General features: G+C 49.7%; 15 protein-coding genes. All 15 read left to right on the top strand.

Annotated features, from left to right (window positions below; genetic code table 11):
- The first annotated feature begins 73 nt into the window (after positions 1-73).
- Positions 74-1,387, top strand: a complete 1,314-nt coding sequence (locus NZD89_RS24030; RefSeq protein WP_268005210.1) for a glycoside hydrolase family 125 protein — start codon at positions 74-76, stop codon at positions 1,385-1,387.
- A 344-nt stretch (positions 1,388-1,731) separates the two neighbouring features.
- Positions 1,732-2,124, top strand: coding sequence for a glycosyl hydrolase-related protein (locus NZD89_RS24025; protein ID WP_268005209.1), 393 nt, complete (start codon positions 1,732-1,734; stop codon positions 2,122-2,124).
- Between the two features lie 601 nt (positions 2,125-2,725).
- The gene (locus NZD89_RS24020) at positions 2,726-3,529 is read left to right on the top strand and encodes an IclR family transcriptional regulator (protein ID WP_326492957.1); all 804 of its coding nucleotides are present in this window, start codon (positions 2,726-2,728) and stop codon (positions 3,527-3,529) included.
- A gap of 41 nt (positions 3,530-3,570) precedes the next feature.
- The gene (locus NZD89_RS24015) at positions 3,571-4,506 is read left to right on the top strand and encodes a thiamine pyrophosphate-dependent dehydrogenase E1 component subunit alpha (protein ID WP_268008601.1); all 936 of its coding nucleotides are present in this window, start codon (positions 3,571-3,573) and stop codon (positions 4,504-4,506) included.
- Positions 4,503-5,489: an alpha-ketoacid dehydrogenase subunit beta gene (locus tag NZD89_RS24010; RefSeq protein ID WP_268005208.1), complete on the top strand. Its 987-nt coding sequence runs from the start codon at positions 4,503-4,505 to the stop codon at positions 5,487-5,489. Before NZD89_RS24015 ends, NZD89_RS24010 begins: the two co-directional genes overlap by 4 nt.
- 16 nt (positions 5,490-5,505) lie before the next feature.
- Positions 5,506-6,876, top strand: a complete 1,371-nt coding sequence (locus NZD89_RS24005; protein ID WP_268005207.1) for a dihydrolipoamide acetyltransferase family protein — start codon at positions 5,506-5,508, stop codon at positions 6,874-6,876.
- Between the two features lie 25 nt (positions 6,877-6,901).
- A complete protein-coding gene (gene lpdA / locus NZD89_RS24000; RefSeq protein WP_268005206.1) occupies positions 6,902-8,314 on the top strand; it encodes a dihydrolipoyl dehydrogenase in 1,413 nt (470 codons plus the stop codon).
- Positions 8,311-9,057: an SDR family NAD(P)-dependent oxidoreductase gene (locus NZD89_RS23995; protein ID WP_268005205.1), complete on the top strand. Its 747-nt coding sequence runs from the start codon at positions 8,311-8,313 to the stop codon at positions 9,055-9,057. Before lpdA ends, NZD89_RS23995 begins: the two co-directional genes overlap by 4 nt.
- A gap of 144 nt (positions 9,058-9,201) precedes the next feature.
- Positions 9,202-10,479, top strand: coding sequence for an MFS transporter (locus NZD89_RS23990; RefSeq protein WP_268005204.1), 1,278 nt, complete (start codon positions 9,202-9,204; stop codon positions 10,477-10,479).
- Between the two features lie 29 nt (positions 10,480-10,508).
- Positions 10,509-11,549 (top strand): bile acid:sodium symporter family protein, encoded by a 1,041-nt coding sequence (locus NZD89_RS23985; protein WP_268005203.1) that lies wholly within the window; start codon positions 10,509-10,511, stop codon positions 11,547-11,549.
- Entirely contained in the window at positions 11,527-12,321 is a 795-nt protein-coding gene (locus tag NZD89_RS23980; RefSeq protein WP_268005202.1) for an SDR family NAD(P)-dependent oxidoreductase, read from the top strand. Before NZD89_RS23985 ends, NZD89_RS23980 begins: the two co-directional genes overlap by 23 nt.
- A gap of 59 nt (positions 12,322-12,380) precedes the next feature.
- A complete protein-coding gene (locus NZD89_RS23975) occupies positions 12,381-13,133 on the top strand; it encodes a sulfite exporter TauE/SafE family protein (RefSeq protein WP_268005201.1) in 753 nt (250 codons plus the stop codon).
- A gap of 353 nt (positions 13,134-13,486) precedes the next feature.
- Positions 13,487-14,764, top strand: coding sequence for an MFS transporter (locus NZD89_RS23970; protein ID WP_268005200.1), 1,278 nt, complete (start codon positions 13,487-13,489; stop codon positions 14,762-14,764).
- A gap of 223 nt (positions 14,765-14,987) precedes the next feature.
- Positions 14,988-15,962 (top strand): catechol 2,3-dioxygenase, encoded by a 975-nt coding sequence (locus NZD89_RS23965; protein ID WP_268005198.1) that lies wholly within the window; start codon positions 14,988-14,990, stop codon positions 15,960-15,962.
- Between the two features lie 51 nt (positions 15,963-16,013).
- Positions 16,014-16,658: a GntR family transcriptional regulator gene (locus NZD89_RS23960; RefSeq protein ID WP_268005197.1), complete on the top strand. Its 645-nt coding sequence runs from the start codon at positions 16,014-16,016 to the stop codon at positions 16,656-16,658.
- Positions 16,659-16,677 lie beyond the last annotated feature (19 nt).

The raw sequence follows: 16,677 nt of genomic DNA, 5'->3' as shown, positions 1-16,677 counted from the left end.
CAGACGAACAACCTGCTAATTTATGGACCATATACAAATATTATTATTTTCCAAGACCGGGGAGGCAATATATATGTCCGCAGTTTCAGTTACCACGATGTCAGCGATGAAACAAATAACTCAACAGGTAGAAGAATGGTTTGGCAACTCATCGATGGTCACCCAGCTGTTCAAAAATTGTTTCAGTAATACCATGTCCACCACGATTTTGCCACAAGGGGAAAGGGATACCTTTGTCATTACAGGGGATATTCCAGCTATGTGGTTGCGCGATTCGACCGCACAAGTGCGACCATACTTGTTACTCGCTGGTGAAAATCACGAAATCGCCGAAATGATTGAGGGAGTCATATATCGACAACTGAACTCCATTTTGGTAGATCCATACGCTAATGCGTTCAACGTAAAGGACAATGGAGCGGGTCACCAGAAAGACAAAACGGCTATGTCAGGCGGAGTGTGGGAGCGCAAATATGAAATTGATTCCTTGTGCTACCCCATTCAACTGTCTTATCTATACTGGAAATCCACAGGCAAAGTTGATCATCTGCAATCGGACGTTTTTAAACAAGTTGTTCGTGAAATTCTATCAATTTGGCGGACGGAGCAGAATCACGAACGAGACTCCACATATGTCTTTGAGCGTGACGGATCGCGCAAACTCGATACATTGTCCCGCGAAGGCAAAGGCCCCATCACCGGCGTTACAGGTATGACATGGTCCGGGTTTCGCCCAAGTGATGACGCGTGCACGTATAGTTATCTAATTCCGTCTAACATGTTTGTAGTAGTTGTACTTCAGTATCTCGAAGAAATTTTTCGAGATGTGATAGGAGACTTAGAAACCACTCGATTAATTTCTTCGTTATCGGAAGAGATTAACAATGGTATCAAGAATTATGGAATCGTTTCTCATCCAAAATTTGGTGACGTTTACGCCTACGAAGTAGATGGACTTGGTCATTATGTGCTGATGGATGACGCGAATGTGCCGAGTTTATTGTCGATCCCGTACTTAGGATATTGTAAGAAAGATGACCCTATTTATCTTAATACTCGAAAGTTTCTCCTGAGTGCTCAGAATCCGTACTACTATTCGGGGCTTGTGCGTGGCATCGGTAGTTCGCATACACCGGAGGGATACGTCTGGGCGCTGTCAGTAGCTATGCAGGGATTGACGTCAGACGACCGTGGCGAACGTAAGGAGCTATTAGAAATGCTTTGTCAGATGGACGCGGGGACCGGAATGTTGCATGAGGGTATCGATTGCAACGATCTCACTCAATTTACACGGGATTGGTTCTCGTGGGCGAATATGCTGTTCTGCGAATTTGTCTTATCGGAGATGGATTTGTGGGTGGTGGCAAGTCCTTTGGCTACGCAGTGACTTTGCTCAAAACGAAGTGGAGGTAATTTCAATGACGGATCGGTATGTTGCCCATGTGATCTCGCATTCCCATTGGGAAATATTGAGACAAGCTGAAGAGAGACAATACACCTGCTCCAGAATGGAAGAACCCGAGTTATTGTCATCACCAACAGTCGTTTGTCAGTGTCCGAGATGACACGTGGTTGGATGGTCTGACTATAGCGAATCGGGGGCTGCATGAATATGAAATATTGCGAGACGGGCGAAATACGATCGCAATCACCTTGTTGCGAGCTGTAGGTGAACTCGGTGACTGGGGGGTGTTCATCACACCAGAGGCGCAGTGCTTAGGAAGACACACTGTGGAGTATGGAATTGTGGTGCACGGACCGTCATGTGATGCTAATGGGGCCGCTGTACTTGCCTACCAGTATCAGGTTCCTTGGAGTGTTCGGCAAACATCCGTTCAATTAGGCGGACTTCCTCCGATAAATACATTCCTTTCATGGTCAGGAGATTGCTTAGCACTTTCCGCGTTCAAATTCAGTGAGGAAACGGGAGACATCATCGCGCGTTGGTTCAATTATTCTCAAGAAGAGCAGAAATTGGGGATCACGTGCGATTTTGCCCAATCCGCGTATCTTGGCAACATATTGGAGGAGCGAAGGGTTCCTCTTGCAATAGATGATGGGCACTTAGACGTAACGGTCAGTGCTTCGGAAATCATAACAATTGCGATTCCAAAAAATTCATAGACCAAAATGGTGATATTGACGACGATGAGCTTAATTGCAGTATTAAGACGTCTTAAGAAGAACGGGGCTGGCGGTGTTAGCTGGCCTCACTTGCTTCTGTTTTTCATTCATTCGAATATAGCGCATTGCGTCATGTCATCGGATTCGTTCCGCAAATTTCATCATCCAGGAATTATCATCATTAGGTAAAGTTGGATGAAAAATGGATACTCACCTTGCCTCCCATAACCCCACGAACAAACCCTTCGCGGGTACCCAGCTTCCGCTATGGGTTTTTAGTTAGAAAGGAAGAGTATTACACGTTCGAGTTCCTCTTGAAGTTATATCCATCTGTTCTTGGCCTTCCTGGAATTATTTCAAATCTTGAAATCAACTTTGGAACATGATCTCTTTCATTTAGGATGAATGGTACCCTTTCCTAACTGAAACTCGGATTTCTCCCGGAACGTGGGCATGTTCGAACCGAAAACGTACATCGTCTCGTTATCTGTATTTGAAATCAATTTCATTGACCAGTTATTCAGAAGTCGATATCTTAAGATTGTTTATTATAGAAATTTATTTCAAATACTGATAATTTCACTCGAAGGTGGTGGGATAAATAGAAGTAAAGGACTCAGCGACAAATGTTTGGAAAATTCAAAGTCTTGAACGCGGACTAAAGCTGTTGGAACTTATTGCCGAACAATCCGGTGGATGCACTGCAAAGTGGTTAAGTAAAGTGTCGAACATCAATTTGAGCACTTGCTATCATCTCTTAAACACACTTGATGTTGCTGGATACGTAGAGAAGGACAAGGTCACACAGAACTACTTTTTGACGTATAAAGTGGCTTATCTAAACAATCTCGTTCAAAGTCGTCGTGCTATACCGCAGAAAATCACCACCTTAGCGGGGACGTTGGCACAGAAATCGCGGGAGACAGCCTATGTCTCTACATGGGATAGAGGTGAAGTTGTCATCCGTTACATCGTAGAGAGTGACCGTGCGGTTAAAGTTCGTTCGCTTTATGTAGGATATTGGGACCATGGATTCTTACGCGCAATGGGCAAAGCGATTCTAGCGCACGTTTCCGCTGATGAACTTGATGAGTATCGAGCGACGCATATCCCAGAACAGCGAACACCAAACTCTAAGGTGAACTGGGGTGAGATCGAGGAGGAGATGCGAATTACACGAGGGCGCGGCTACAGTGTGGATAATCAAGAATACGAGATTGATGTCTGTGGCATTGCTGCTCCGATTTTTCAATTTGACGGATCCGTTTGGGGTGCCATATCCATCGCAATGCCGAGTAGTCGCTTTAACGATAGTGATGACACAATGATTGCCTATCTAAAGGGAGAGGCACTGGCGGCGTCCTTAAGTCTAGGATATCAGTTACGATCGTTCAAGGAGGTTTAGACATCGTGGACAAAGATGTTCTATTGCGGTGGTATCGTACGATGATGAGGATTCGGATTTTTGAGGAAACCGTTAACGAGAAATTCCTTGCCGGAGAGATCCCTGGCTTTGTACATCTCTATATCGGTGAAGAGGCGGTTGCAACCGCTGTTTGCCATCTCCTCGAAGAAAGCGATTACATTACGAGTACGCATCGGGGGCATGGACATACCATCGCGAAAGGCGCAGACCTGAACCGGATGATGGCTGAACTGTATGGAAAGAGAACCGGGTACTGCAAGGGGAAGGGCGGCTCCATGCACATTGCTGACTTCAAGGTCGGTATGCTCGGTGCCAATGGTGTCGTTGGAGGCGGGATAAATCTCGCTGTCGGTGCTGCCCTCGCGAGTAAACTCGAAGGAAACGGGCGCGTTGCCGCCTCGTTCTTTGGAGACGGTGCCAGTAACCGCGGAACATTCCATGAGGGACTGAACATGGCGGCGGTGTGGAACCTTCCCGTTATTTTCGTGTGTGAAAATAACCAGTGGTCGTCCACTACGTTTTACCGTGACAGCACAGCTGTGGAAGACGTTGCTGTTCGTGCATCATCGTATAACATGCTGGGTCTCGTCGCAGACGGAAATGATATCTTCGATGTCTACGAGAAAGCCCGGGAGGCTGTGGATAGAGCCAGAAGTGGAGGTGGACCATCGCTGCTCGAGGCGAAAACGTATCGAATGAAGGGTCACTTTGTCGGCGATCCCGAGAAGTACCGCCGACGAGAGGAGGTTATGGAGCAGTTAGACAAGAACGACCCAATAAAGCGGTTCGTTGAACGGGTTACCGGTGAAGGACGAGTGGCCAGAGATGACTTGAATCGGGTGGACCACGAAGTGTTAAGAGAAGTTGGAATAGCCGTTCAATTTGCGCAAGATAGCCCTTTTCCCGAGCCGTCTGAAGCATTCGAGGAGTTATTTGTAGAGGTAGGTGCTCTATGAAAAACATCACGTTTGCCGACGCAACGTTAGAAGCGATGCGCGAAGAAATGGAACGCGACTCTCGCGTGTTCGTCATGGGTGAGGATATAGCGAGTCAAGGCGGCATATTCGGTCAGTTCAGGGGGTTGCCAGCTGAGTTTGGTCTAGAGCGGGTTCGGGATACGCCCATTTCGGAAACGTCTATCGTTGGTGCGGGAATCGGAGCCGCACTCGCAGGGATGCTTCCAATTGTCGATATGCACTTCGCTGATTTCCTTGGCGTTGCAATGGACGAAGTGCTGAACCAGATGGCGAAAATCCGCTATATGTTCGGAGGGCAAGCCAGCTTGCCGCTTGTACTTCGCGCCCCGGATGGCGTCACGCGGTCTGGCGCAGCACAGCATTCTCAGTCTCTCGAGGCAATTTTCATGCATATTCCCGGTATCAAGGTGGTTGTACCGTCGAATCCAGAAGACGCGAAAGGGCTGCTCAAGTCAGCCATCCGAGATCCAAATCCGGTTATCTACTTTGAGCACAAAGACCTGTTCCGGCGCAAAGGTCCGGTGCCAGAGGAAGAGTACATCACTCCGATTGGAAAGGCGAAAGTGACCCAGCAAGGGGACAGCCTGACCATCGTCTCCTATTCCCGCATGTTTACAGAGGTTGAAGCAGCCTGTAAGCGATTGGGTGATGAGGTGAGGAACAAGGTTGAGTTGATTGACCTCCGCTCCATTGTCCCGATGGATACAGAGACGATTCTCGAGTCTGTACGCAAGACGCATCGTCTGCTCGTTGTCCACGAGGCCGTCAAACGTGGTGGTGTAGGTGCTGAAATTTCTGCTGTCGTTGCAGAACATGCAGTGGAGTACCTCGATGCACCCACCGTTCGGATTGGAGCCAAACCGTTTCCAGTTCCATTCAGTCCGACGCTTGAACCTCAAATCACTCCACAGGTTGATGAAATTGTTGCAGCGGTGCGTGGGTTGCTAAACGCCCGAATTTAGCGAGGAGGTGTAGCCAATGCAAGCAATCGTGATGCCGAAACTTGGTCTCACTATGATAGAAGGCGCGGTTTCCGATTGGCTGAAACAGCCAGGAGATAACGTTTCGGCCGGTGAGGCGATTGCGGAGATCGAGACGGAGAAAATTACCTACACGCTGGAGGCTCCAGCGGACGGAACCCTACTCAGAATTCTCCTTCCCGCTGGGGAGAGTGCACCGGTTACGGAGACCATTGCCTGGATTGGTGAACCTGGGGAAGAAGTTCCGGACGTAGAGGGTGAATCATCAGCGATCCATGTTTCAACCAACCGTGCCCGTAACATTGACGAACGATTGCAGACCCAAGGAACCATCGGTCAATCGACAGATACGGCAGGGACCTTACCTGCAGCAAGAATGTTGGCGACCCCACTAGCCAAGAAGGTTGCAGGAGAAAGCAACGTCAACCTCGGGGAAGTGACGGGAACTGGACCGCATGGGAGAATCCAGTCCAGTGATGTCGAAGAATTTCTCCGCCGCTTGGAATTGCGTCCCAAGGTGACTCCCGCAGCTGCGGTTGTGGCAGAACAAAAGGGTGTGGATACGGCCTTGGTGCGACCCTCGGGTGAGAGAATTCGTCGGGCTGACGTTGAACGATACGTTGATAGTATTGATGTGATAGAAGCGGAAGAACCAGTAAAAGGCGAGAATTCCACTCCAGGTGGCAGGCTCGTTCCTCACAGCTCTATGCGAAAAGCGATTGCAAAGCGAATGACAGAGAGCTGGACGATGATTCCACACGTTTCCCTTCACAGAACAGTGTCGGTGAATGGAATGGTGGACTTACAGCAGAGGGCGTCCGCTCATCAGACGAAGAAAGTCTCACTTACGGCCGTCATTGCATGCTTAGTGTCGCGAATTCTACCTAAGTACTCATTCTTGAATGGTTACTACGAAACGACGGGTTGCCGGGTATTCGATGATGTCCATTTAGGGATCGCCGTTTCGGTCCCAAATGGATTACTGGTTCCCGTCATTCGAAACGCGAACTTGAAATCCATATTGGAAATCGCGGATGAAATCGCGGAGCTTTCGGAACGTGCTCGTTTCGGAAGTTTACAACCAGATGAACTCGAGGGTGGCACGTTTACGCTCTCCAGTCTTGGAATGTATGGTATTGACGGCTTCACGCCAATCATTGTGCCTCCGCAAACTGGCATTTTGGGAATCGGGCGCACGGTACAAGTGGGGCACACAGTGGGGGCAGGCATTGAAGGTGCCACGCAAACCACGACCAACATGACCATCAGCTTGTCTTTCGACCACCGTGCGGTGGACGGTGTCTATGGTGCACAGTTCTTAGAGTCGTTGGCACAGTGTTTTGCTGATCCTCTAAGACTTCTGATGTGAGATCACGCGTGAAGGAGGTGACAAGGTGAATGTAGTCATAATTGGCGGAGGACCCGGCGGATATACAGCTGCCCTGCAGGCAGCGAATCATGGCCTGTCGGTCACGCTGGTCGAACGCGGGGGTATTGGAGGGACTTGTCTAAATGTTGGATGCATCCCGACAAAGAGTCTCCTGGAGACCGCATCCAGCTGGTCGAAAGCCGTTTATCATGGATGGCTTAAAGAATCCACGATGCCTGATTCTCACTGGCAGGAAGCCCAAAAACAAAAGCAAGCCGTCGTGAAACAGCTGACGACGGGCGTGAAAACACTTCTAAAAGGCGCTGGAGTTCGCACGGTGACAGGTACTGCCAGGTTTGTTTCGGAGAACGAAGTCATCGTGGAAGATGAGGGCGTCAAGCACTCTATCACCTTTGACCGAGTCATTATTGCCACAGGATCGCGCGTGTCGTTGCCGCAAATTGATGGTGCCGACCAGCCGGGTGTGTACACAAGCGATAGCATCCTGGCGATTGAACAAATTCCGCGTAGATTGGTCATCGTTGGGGGTGGGGTTATCGGCTTGGAGTTCGCATCCCTGTTTCAGCAACTCGCCACTCATGTTGACATCGTAGAATTTACTGATGAGATTCTTCCTCGGTTTGATGTTAAAACCGTAACTGTGCTGAAACGTCTGTTGCTCATGCAAGGAATATCTTTCCACACGCGTTCGACCGTTCAGCGGATTGAGCGTAGTTCGACCACGCGCGATTTGAAGGTCATTGTGAGAGGTTCTAATGACGCCCTCTTCTCTTTGGACGCTGACGCTGTGTTACTAGCAGTTGGACGCAGCCCAAATACGGATTCGCTGCACTTGGAGAAAATCGGGGTGCAAACCGACCGCGAGCGAATTTTGGTGAATCAACATTGTCAATCCAGCGCTGTGAATGTCTATGCGATTGGCGACTGTTCCAATCCCGTTATGCTCGCACATGCGGCAATGTCAGACGCTCACGCCGCTGTCGATCACATTGTGGGACACGCAGGGTTCCGCAAGAGCAGATTCCTCATTCCTCAGTGTATCTATTCTCAGCCAGAATTGGCTTCCGTGGGAATGACGGAGGAAGAGGCGAAACAGGCGGGCGTATTGTACGAAGTTTCTGAGGTACGTATGACTGCGAACGGCAAGGCACTCGTCGCAGAAACAGACGGGGTATGTAGAATCTTGTCTGAGCAAGGTACAGGGATGATTCTCGGAGTTCACATGGTGGGTCCACACGTAACCGAACTGATTCAGGAAGCCACCTTGGCGCTCGAACTGGAGGCTACGGTAAGAGAACTCGTTCAGACGATACATGCCCATCCGACGGTGTCCGAGGTGATTCACGAGGCCGCACTCGTTACAATTGGTCATCCTGTGCACGTCCCTAAAAAACGGAAAGAAGGTATCCCATTATGAGAACAGCAGTGGTCACGGGGGCAGCAAGGGGTATCGGTTTTGCGGTAGCAGAGAAACTTTTTCACGCAGGACACCGGGTCGTCATGGTCGACGTGCTGGATTTGGTGCACGATAGTGCGGGACAGTTGAATGATACGTCTCGTGTCAGTGCGATACAAGCGGACATCCGAAATCCGGATGAAGTGAGGAAATTGTTTGAAGCCGTCGTACAGAAGTACGACACGGTCGACATTATCGTGAACGTGGCAGGAACCTGTCATCGGGATTCGTTTGAAGAGATGACGTTGGAGCACTGGCGACAGGACGTCGAAACCAACATGACAGGAACGTTTTTAATGTGTCAAGCTGCTACCTTCCCCTATATGAAACGTCAGCAGTACGGACGCATCATCAACATTGCGTCCGTGTCGGGTAAAGCTGGGGGTCTCGATCTCCTGCACTCCGATATCGGTGGGGGCCGCTCGGGCGTCGCTTATGCTGCGTCAAAAGCGGGCGTCATCAATATGACACGGTGGATGGCGAAAGAGGTGGGTAAGTGGGGAATTACCTGCAATTCAGTGGCACCAGGACCGATTGCAACCAAATTAACCGAAGGCTATGCCTACAACGTCGGTGAGGTGCCCATGAGGCGATGGGGCACACCGGAGGACGTAGCTGAAGCCGTAGAATTCCTAGCCCGAGAGAGTTCGTCCTATATTACGGGAGAGTGCATGCACGTGGATGGGGGCATTGTCATGGCATGATGACAAAAAGCGGATGTCAGACAGCGGAGTGCTGACTTCACCTTCACCGAGAACCAACCGAACTGGAGATACGCAACCAGATGTATCAGAAAACTCAAAAATATCAATCGTTGGATTCGTAATCACGATTGTAGGAGGATTCGTATGAACGTTGGACGCTCTCGTTGGTATCGTATCTGCTTGATGCTGTTCATCATGTACCTCGTTGCTTTTGTTGACCGTTCGAACATTGGCATGGCGGCACCCGTTATGGTGAAGTCATACGGTTTAACATCAGCTTCGACAGGCGTCTTGCTTTCCGTTTTCTTTTGGGGGTATGTCATCACCCAGGTCCCTGGAGGATGGGTAGCAGAAAAGTTCAGTGCAAAACGAGTCATCATTGGAGCGCTTATCGTATGGGGAGCCATGGCCATTTTGTCCGGTCTCATGCCCACGTTCAATAGCCTGCTCACGGTTCGTTTCATCATGGGACTGGCCGAGGGTGTAATTTGGCCGGCATTTGCCGTTACGTTTGTGAACTGGTTTCCAGATGAGGAACGCGGTCGCGCTATCACTTTCAGTGAAATGTCACTACCGATTTCCTCCCTCATTATGGCCCCACTCGCCGGTTGGATGATTCACACATGGAATTATCATGTGATGTTTATTTTACAAGGTATTCCACCTCTCATCATGGCTGTGGTGTTTGGGTGGCTCGGATCGGATTCACCCCAGAAAGACCGATTCATTTCTGAGTCCGAGCGCCAGTTCCTGGCAGAGCATCGTTCCACCGGTGCGAAGGAAACGGGGTCCCTACTTGATGTATTCGCGAATTACCGCATCTGGGTATTTTGCATCATTTACTTCCTTTGGGTAACCGGCTTGTACAGCTTCGGTTTGTGGTTGCCAAGTTTGGTGAAGCAGCTCAGTAGCTCCGGTATAGAAGCCATCGGATTGTTTTCCGCAATTCCTTTTATTCTAGCTGCATTGGCAATGTTCTTGAATGGAAGATGGTCTGACAAACATGGGAATAACCGTACCTGGTTTGTCGCTATCCCCTTGCTCATTGGAGGAATCGCGCTCGTTGTTGAGCACTTCATTGGATTCAACATGACTGCCAACATGATTGTTCTCATTGTCGCAGGTATCGGCATTTACGCAGCGTTCGGTCCCTGGTGGGCATGGTGTATGTCATTTGTGCCTCGTAACCAAGCCGGACCAGCAATGGGGCTTATCAACTTAGTTGGCAACTTTGGTGGAATTGTGGGTCCAATCGTCGTAGGGATTGCAGCACATGGAAAGAATCTTATCAATGGATTTTATATCCTCGGATTCGCTATGTTGTTAGGATTTCTGTTGGTAGTTTTCGTAGCCGGAAGGTTTAAGATTCCGGTTGAGAAACGAAGCGGAACCTCTGTAGACGGTGAAATCACGACCGTTTGAGAAAGGGCTATCCGGAGGGCTGGTGTCTCATGACGACGTGGCAAAATCACTGGATGTTGAGGGGGGCGGTATTTGTCATCTCTCGACTGATGCCGATATGGATTGTACTCTGTGCCGCGGCCGCCTTCCAGTTTCACTCCATCTTTACTCCACTCGGGGCGGTTGTCGGCCCAGGCATCGGTTGCGTGATGTTTTTTATGGGCATTACGCTTGATTTGGCTCGGCTGAAGATGCTTTTGAAAAAACCTTTGACTGTTGTGCTTGGTTCTGCCGGCAAGTGGGTGTTCGCGCCCGTTACTGGCGTCACTACGGCCGTGATATTTTGTGGACTCCATACCGCGATTGGATCCGGAATTGTCATGGCCGGCATTGTCCCAAGCGGGACATCCGCCAACCTGAATTCCCTAATCGGCGGCGGAGATGTTGCATATAGCGTCACGATGTCCGCAGTGGATACACTTGTTGGTCCGTTCCTGACACCGCTCATAGCGAAACTGTGTATTGGCACGGGCGTGCACCTAGCCTACTTACCGTTTGTGTGGAAGATGGTTCGACTGGTGTTCTTGCCGCTGCTCTCTGGTATTGCGCTTCAGTCGTTCATCCCAACTACACGGACATATCTTACGCCGTTTACGCCTCTACTTTCTGCCTTCGCGTTGTACGGGATTGTACTTGGCATTGTGTCCGGGGCTTTTCATGTTTTGTCTCTAAATTCAGACATCATTCCGCTCGTTGCGCTCGCCGTCTTGTTACAGGTAGGTGTACAGATGGTTATTGGATATCTCTATGGAAGACTGCTTCGAGTTGACGACCGCAGTTGTCGGTCTCTAGTTTTTGAAGTGGGCATTTGTAACTCTGCACTGGCCGCGGTTTTGGCACAAGACGTCTTTGGTTCCATGGCTGCTGTAGCCGCAATCGCTAACATGGTGTGCAATCTCACAATGGGCAGTATGGTGGCAGCCTTGATGAAGGGGAACCTTCGGATTGGCAAAGGTCGGAAACGAAAAGAACGACCCCAGATACTGAGCAATGGTAAGGAGGTCCGATATGGGGAATCGCTTAGAAAATAAAGTTGCATTGGTTTTTGGCGCCGGATCGGAGGGAGACGGATGGGGAAATGGCAAGGCTGCCGCTGTGGCCTATGCTCGTGAGGGTGCGCGCGTCGTGGCGGTCGATATCAACCTACAGGCTGCCGATAAAACTTGTAATGTTATACACAGCGAGAACGGTGTCTGTATAGCCCGGACTGCAGATGCAACGAACTCAGGGGATATTGCAGCAGTCGTGGCGGCAACCTTAGATCAGTTCGGTAAGATTGACATTCTGCATAACAACGTGGGCGTCACAAAAATGGGCGGTCCCGTGGAGCTCCTTGAAGAAGACTGGAATAAGGCGATCAACGTGAACCTTACGAGTGTCTTTCTCACCATGAAGCACGTGTTGCCGCACATGGTGGAATGTCAGAGTGGAGCGATCATAAACATTTCTTCACTAGCAGGAATCCGTTATACAGGCTATCCATACCCTTCGTATAGTGCCTCGAAAGCAGCTGTGAATCAACTGACATCGACCGTGGCCCTCCAGTATGCTCGTTACGGTATTCGAGTCAATGCTATCTTACCAGGTCTTATCGATACACCATTAATCTACCATCAAATTTCTAGCGAATACGCAAGCATTGATGAGATGGTCGATGCGCGTAATAAGCAATGTCCGATGGGTCGCATGGGATCCGCTTGGGACGTTGCAAACGCTGCGGTGTTCCTTGCTTCAGATGAAGCAAGTTTCATCACGGGAGTATGCCTCCCAGTAGATGGTGGTCAGAGTGTTCGCTGTATGTAATGGATATCGCATTTCTTATATAATAGAAGCACGATAAAATCTAGGAATGGAACCTTTAGATGATAATTATAACCATGCTGGTCGTCGGATTGATACTTGGCTTCGTTGGCGCAGGTGGCTCGGGTGTGATTATCGCCCTCTTGACGACCGTTTTTGGGGTCTCGATTCACACCGCGCTCGGCACCTCGCTGCTAGCAATGGTGTTGACAACGATTTCGGGGGCTGTCAGCCACTTTCGTGAAGGCAACGTCGTAACGAAAACCGGTGCAGCGATAGGTGGATTTGGCGCTATCGGGGCTTTTGCGGGATCGCACATCGCACACCGAATTGCAGCCCATGATTTGACATGGCTGACAGCGTGTATGTTGTTTTTGTCTGCTCTGTTGCTTTGGATGCGTATGTTCATAAGCAAGAAACGGCAATCATCGCAGATGGATGATCAACTCGTTTTGTCCGGCTCGAGGTTTTGGCTGTCGGCCATCGGCCTTGGACTCGTGACGGGTCTATTGTCGGGCACGTTCGGAATCGGATCGACTCCGTTTATTCAAATCGGGCTCCTGCTGTTCTTCGGGATGTCAATCCGTCAAGCTGCTGGAACCACGATGCTCGTTATCTTACCCATCGCGCTCTTGGGCGGGATTGGCTATATGTCGAACGGATATTTAAATGTCGGGCTATTCTTTGAAGTTGTGATTGGCACTATGGTCGGGACCTATATTGGTGCGAAGTTCACGAAGCGTCTGCATCCAATCGTTCTCAAAATTGCGATGGTTACGGTACCGACCATCGGGGGACTGTTGTTGCTGGTGTAGCCATGAGAACTCTAGTAGCCTCTAACGTAGTATTGAGAATAAACATAAGTTACGCGCCCTCTCGGGACCATTCGGGAGGGCTCAAGCGTGATGTTCTGATAGATTTTGGTAATCGCGAAATCCTTTATGATGATGATAACCAACGGGGCAACAACCGAAGAAAGAAATAGCTATATGACTAAAGAATGAATATCACTTTAACCCCCTCATTTTTTGCTCGTTTGAAAGGTTTTATTGTAGATTTAATTGTTGACAATATTGTGGTCGACCTCTATCATAGCCTTATCGTAACGCAATCTCTCGTTAGGAGGTCAGTGTAAGCGCAATCATTTTTATCGGGGGGGGATGCATGGGTGAGTAAGCAGAATGAAGAAGAAAAGAAGTCGTTTTTTCGCTATGAAAACGGTGTCGTAATAATGATGTTTTTCACCTTTGGCTTTGTCTTTATGGAACGACTCAGCGTTTCGTTTCTGTTCCCGTTCTTTGGTCCCGCATTGAAAATGAGTAATGCAGACCTTGGGTTGATTACTTCCATATTGGCGATTTGCTGGTCGCTGTCCGGCTTCGTGTTTGGTTCCCTGTCTGACTTGATTGGATCGCGTAAGAAAGTGCTGTTGCCGATCACGTTGGCATTCTCCATTTTCTCCTTCATAACGGGTATTGCGAGAAGCATTGGCTCGATGCTGGTGATTCGTGGTCTGATGGGTGTATCCGAAGGTCCGGTGCTTCCGATTGCCCAGGCTTCCGTCGTTGCGGACTCACAGCCAAACCGTCGAGGGTTTAACATGGGCTTTGTGCAAAGTTCGCTGGGTTTGATCGGTTCCGCGGCTGGACCGCTGATCTTGACGTATGTGGCCACGAAGTACTCATGGCATGCAGGCTTTTACCTGGCCGGTGTACCGGGACTCGTCATGTTTTTCGTTCTCCTTTTCTGGATGAAAGATCCGAACCGAAGGATGTCGAAAGAACAACTGGCGACACACGAACATCGGCTTCGCCGTGAAGATTACCCGGTTGTCTTCCGTACGAAGAACGTCTGGGTTACCATGTTTATTGCGGTTTTCATGATGACGTGGCTGTTCGCGTTTACAACGTTCGCACCGACCTTCTTAATCGAACACGACAAATTCTCCGGCACCCAGATGGGCGTCATAACAGCATTTATGGGCCCTGGCACCTTCTTCTGGGGATTCGTTGGCCCATGGATTTCCGACAAATGGGGACGTAAGCCGACGCTGATTTTGTTCTCCTGTATTGCAGTGCTTTCGCCGGTCTGTTTTGCCCTGGTACACGGGTCAGTCACAACGATGTGTATCATCGGATTTTTGACCTGTGCCGGTCAGGCTTGCTTCCCGCTGTTCATGGTTGTTGTTCCGAGCGAATCCCTGTCGCCGAAGTATGTCGGCACCGCGGTCGGTTTGGTCCAGTTGGTTGGTGAATTCATCGGCGGAACAGCAGTGCCGACCATCGGCGGTATGGCAGCAGACCATTATGGTTTGACAGCACCTTTGTGGATTGCTGCCGGCGGCGCGTTGCTCAGCGCGTTGATCGCATTTGCCGTCAAGGAGACCGCACCTGCAAAAGTTTCGAAACGGTTGCATGTATCCGGGGTTAGCACGTCTCAGCTGTAATTCACTGAATTTGTTGGAAGGTCCGGTAAAACAGAATCTTACAATGGTGAGTGCGGTACCTTTTCAATGGTTCTGTTATGCGACGCCTTCACAAGTCGCAAGCACTGAAACAGGTACTGCCAAGCCTGTTCTTGGATGCAAAAGAACAGATACAAATATTGATAACAGTTAGTTAACAATATTGATGACAATGTTGCTCGTGCGAGTAAAATGGAGTTAGCAAGTGGATTACCACAAAGGGGATGATGTCGTGGCAAAGGAATTGGTGTTCGACGTAGCACAACTTGCTCACGTAGAACTGTTGACACCAAAACCTGAAGAAAGTCTACATTTCTTCACGGAAATATTGGGAATGCAAGAAGTGAAACGTGAAGGGGATTCCGTCTTTCTTCGTTGCTGGGGGGAATGGGAGCAGTACTCTATCAAGCTGACTGAATCATCAAAGGCGGGAGTCGGTCACACCGCACTTCGAGCGATGAGTCCAGCAGCCTTGGAGCGGCGCGCTGCGGCTATAACGGAACGCGGATTGGCAGTAGGCTGGACGGACGGCGACTTTGCTCACGGTAAGACGTTTCAGTTTCATGGACCTGATGGGCACTTGTTCGAACTTTACTATGAAACAGAGAAATATCAAGCGCCAGAGCATCTGAGGCCTATACTGAAAAATCAGCCTCAGAAGTTCACGGGGCAAGGTGTATCTGTGAAGCATCTGGATCACATCAATTTTCTCTCCTCAAATACGGTGGCCGACGGCACCTTTATGGAAGACCAACTTGGATTGCGCTTGACAGAGCAAATCGTTTTGGACAATGGCTATCGTCCTGGTGTATGGTACCGGGCCACGAACAAGTCGTATGACATCGTTTACACGCACGATGCCACCGGATCACGTGGGCGACTTCACCACCTTGCGTTTAGTGTGGACACCAATGAAGGGATTTGGCGCGCTGCGGACATCTTTGTCGACCAAAACGTGTTTATCGAGTTTGCTCCAAGTAAACATGCCATCAATCAAACCTACTTTGTCTATGTTTACGAACCCGGTGGAAACCGTATTGAGATTTGTTCTGGTGGATATCTTGTCCTCGACCCGGACTGGGAACCCATCTCCTGGTCAGAGAAAGAACGCGCCCGCGGACAGTTCTGGGGGAACAAAACGGTGGAAAGTTTCCATACGTATGGGACTCCTGTCGTCTGATGCTATTATATAGTCAAAATAGCCCCGTGCTGTTTCCTGAAAGGAGCTAGCATGACGACAGAACAACGGACGTTAACGGAAGACGAATGTTACAATCGCCTTCGAGAACTCATCATCAACGGCACTTATCTGCCCAATCAGCACCTTGTTGAAATGGAACTGGCGAGTGCTTTTAACGTGAATCGGGCCTCGATTCGAACCGCACTTGCCAGGTTGGAGCAAGAAGGGTTGGTTGAGCGTGAGCGGTATCGCGGTGCACGAGTTCGGCTCGTGACCGAACAGGAAGCCATTGAGATTCTGGAGGCCCGCGAGTCGCTTGAAGGTGTGATTGCGCGAACTGCAGCCACACGAGCCACGGACGAGGATATTCGTGAACTGCACGAGCTTATCGATACGCTGAAAACGTATTACGAAGCGAATGACCTGCTGCGGTATTCAGAGACGAATAGCCAACTACACAAGAAGATTGCGGCTATCGCCAAGCATTCCACTGCTAGCAGATTGCTCGATATGTTGAACTCGCAGAACGTTCGCTTTCAGTTCCGAACCATCCTCGCTTCGGGACGCCCCGAGAAGTCGTTCGCTGAGCACAAAGCGATTGTGGAGGCCATTGCACAGCGCGATCCGCACGCGGCGGAGTCGGCCATGCGTCTTCACCTGTCGCATGTGACCGAAACGCTTAGGCAAATCACGTAAGTATCGTAGATGTTGTGAG

This window comes from Alicyclobacillus fastidiosus (assembly GCF_026651875.1).
Lineage (GTDB): Bacteria > Bacillota > Bacilli > Alicyclobacillales > Alicyclobacillaceae > Alicyclobacillus > Alicyclobacillus fastidiosus.
This window is presented reverse-complemented; position numbering and strand designations above follow the sequence as displayed.

What these genes read in the sequence shown, in the direction of transcription:
- NZD89_RS24030 (WP_268005210.1), top strand. Translation starts at nt 74, where the DNA reads ATGTCCGCAGTTTCAGTTACCACGATGTCAGCGATGAAACAAATAACT.
- NZD89_RS24015 (WP_268008601.1), top strand. Translation starts at nt 3,571, where the DNA reads ATGATGAGGATTCGGATTTTTGAGGAAACCGTTAACGAGAAATTCCTT.
- NZD89_RS24010 (WP_268005208.1), top strand. Translation starts at nt 4,503, where the DNA reads ATGAAAAACATCACGTTTGCCGACGCAACGTTAGAAGCGATGCGCGAA.
- NZD89_RS24005 (WP_268005207.1), top strand. Translation starts at nt 5,506, where the DNA reads ATGCAAGCAATCGTGATGCCGAAACTTGGTCTCACTATGATAGAAGGC.
- NZD89_RS23995 (WP_268005205.1), top strand. Translation starts at nt 8,311, where the DNA reads ATGAGAACAGCAGTGGTCACGGGGGCAGCAAGGGGTATCGGTTTTGCG.
- NZD89_RS23990 (WP_268005204.1), top strand. Translation starts at nt 9,202, where the DNA reads ATGAACGTTGGACGCTCTCGTTGGTATCGTATCTGCTTGATGCTGTTC.
- NZD89_RS23985 (WP_268005203.1), top strand. Translation starts at nt 10,509, where the DNA reads ATGACGACGTGGCAAAATCACTGGATGTTGAGGGGGGCGGTATTTGTC.
- NZD89_RS23980 (WP_268005202.1), top strand. Translation starts at nt 11,527, where the DNA reads ATGGGGAATCGCTTAGAAAATAAAGTTGCATTGGTTTTTGGCGCCGGA.
- NZD89_RS23975 (WP_268005201.1), top strand. Translation starts at nt 12,381, where the DNA reads ATGATAATTATAACCATGCTGGTCGTCGGATTGATACTTGGCTTCGTT.
- NZD89_RS23960 (WP_268005197.1), top strand. Translation starts at nt 16,014, where the DNA reads ATGACGACAGAACAACGGACGTTAACGGAAGACGAATGTTACAATCGC.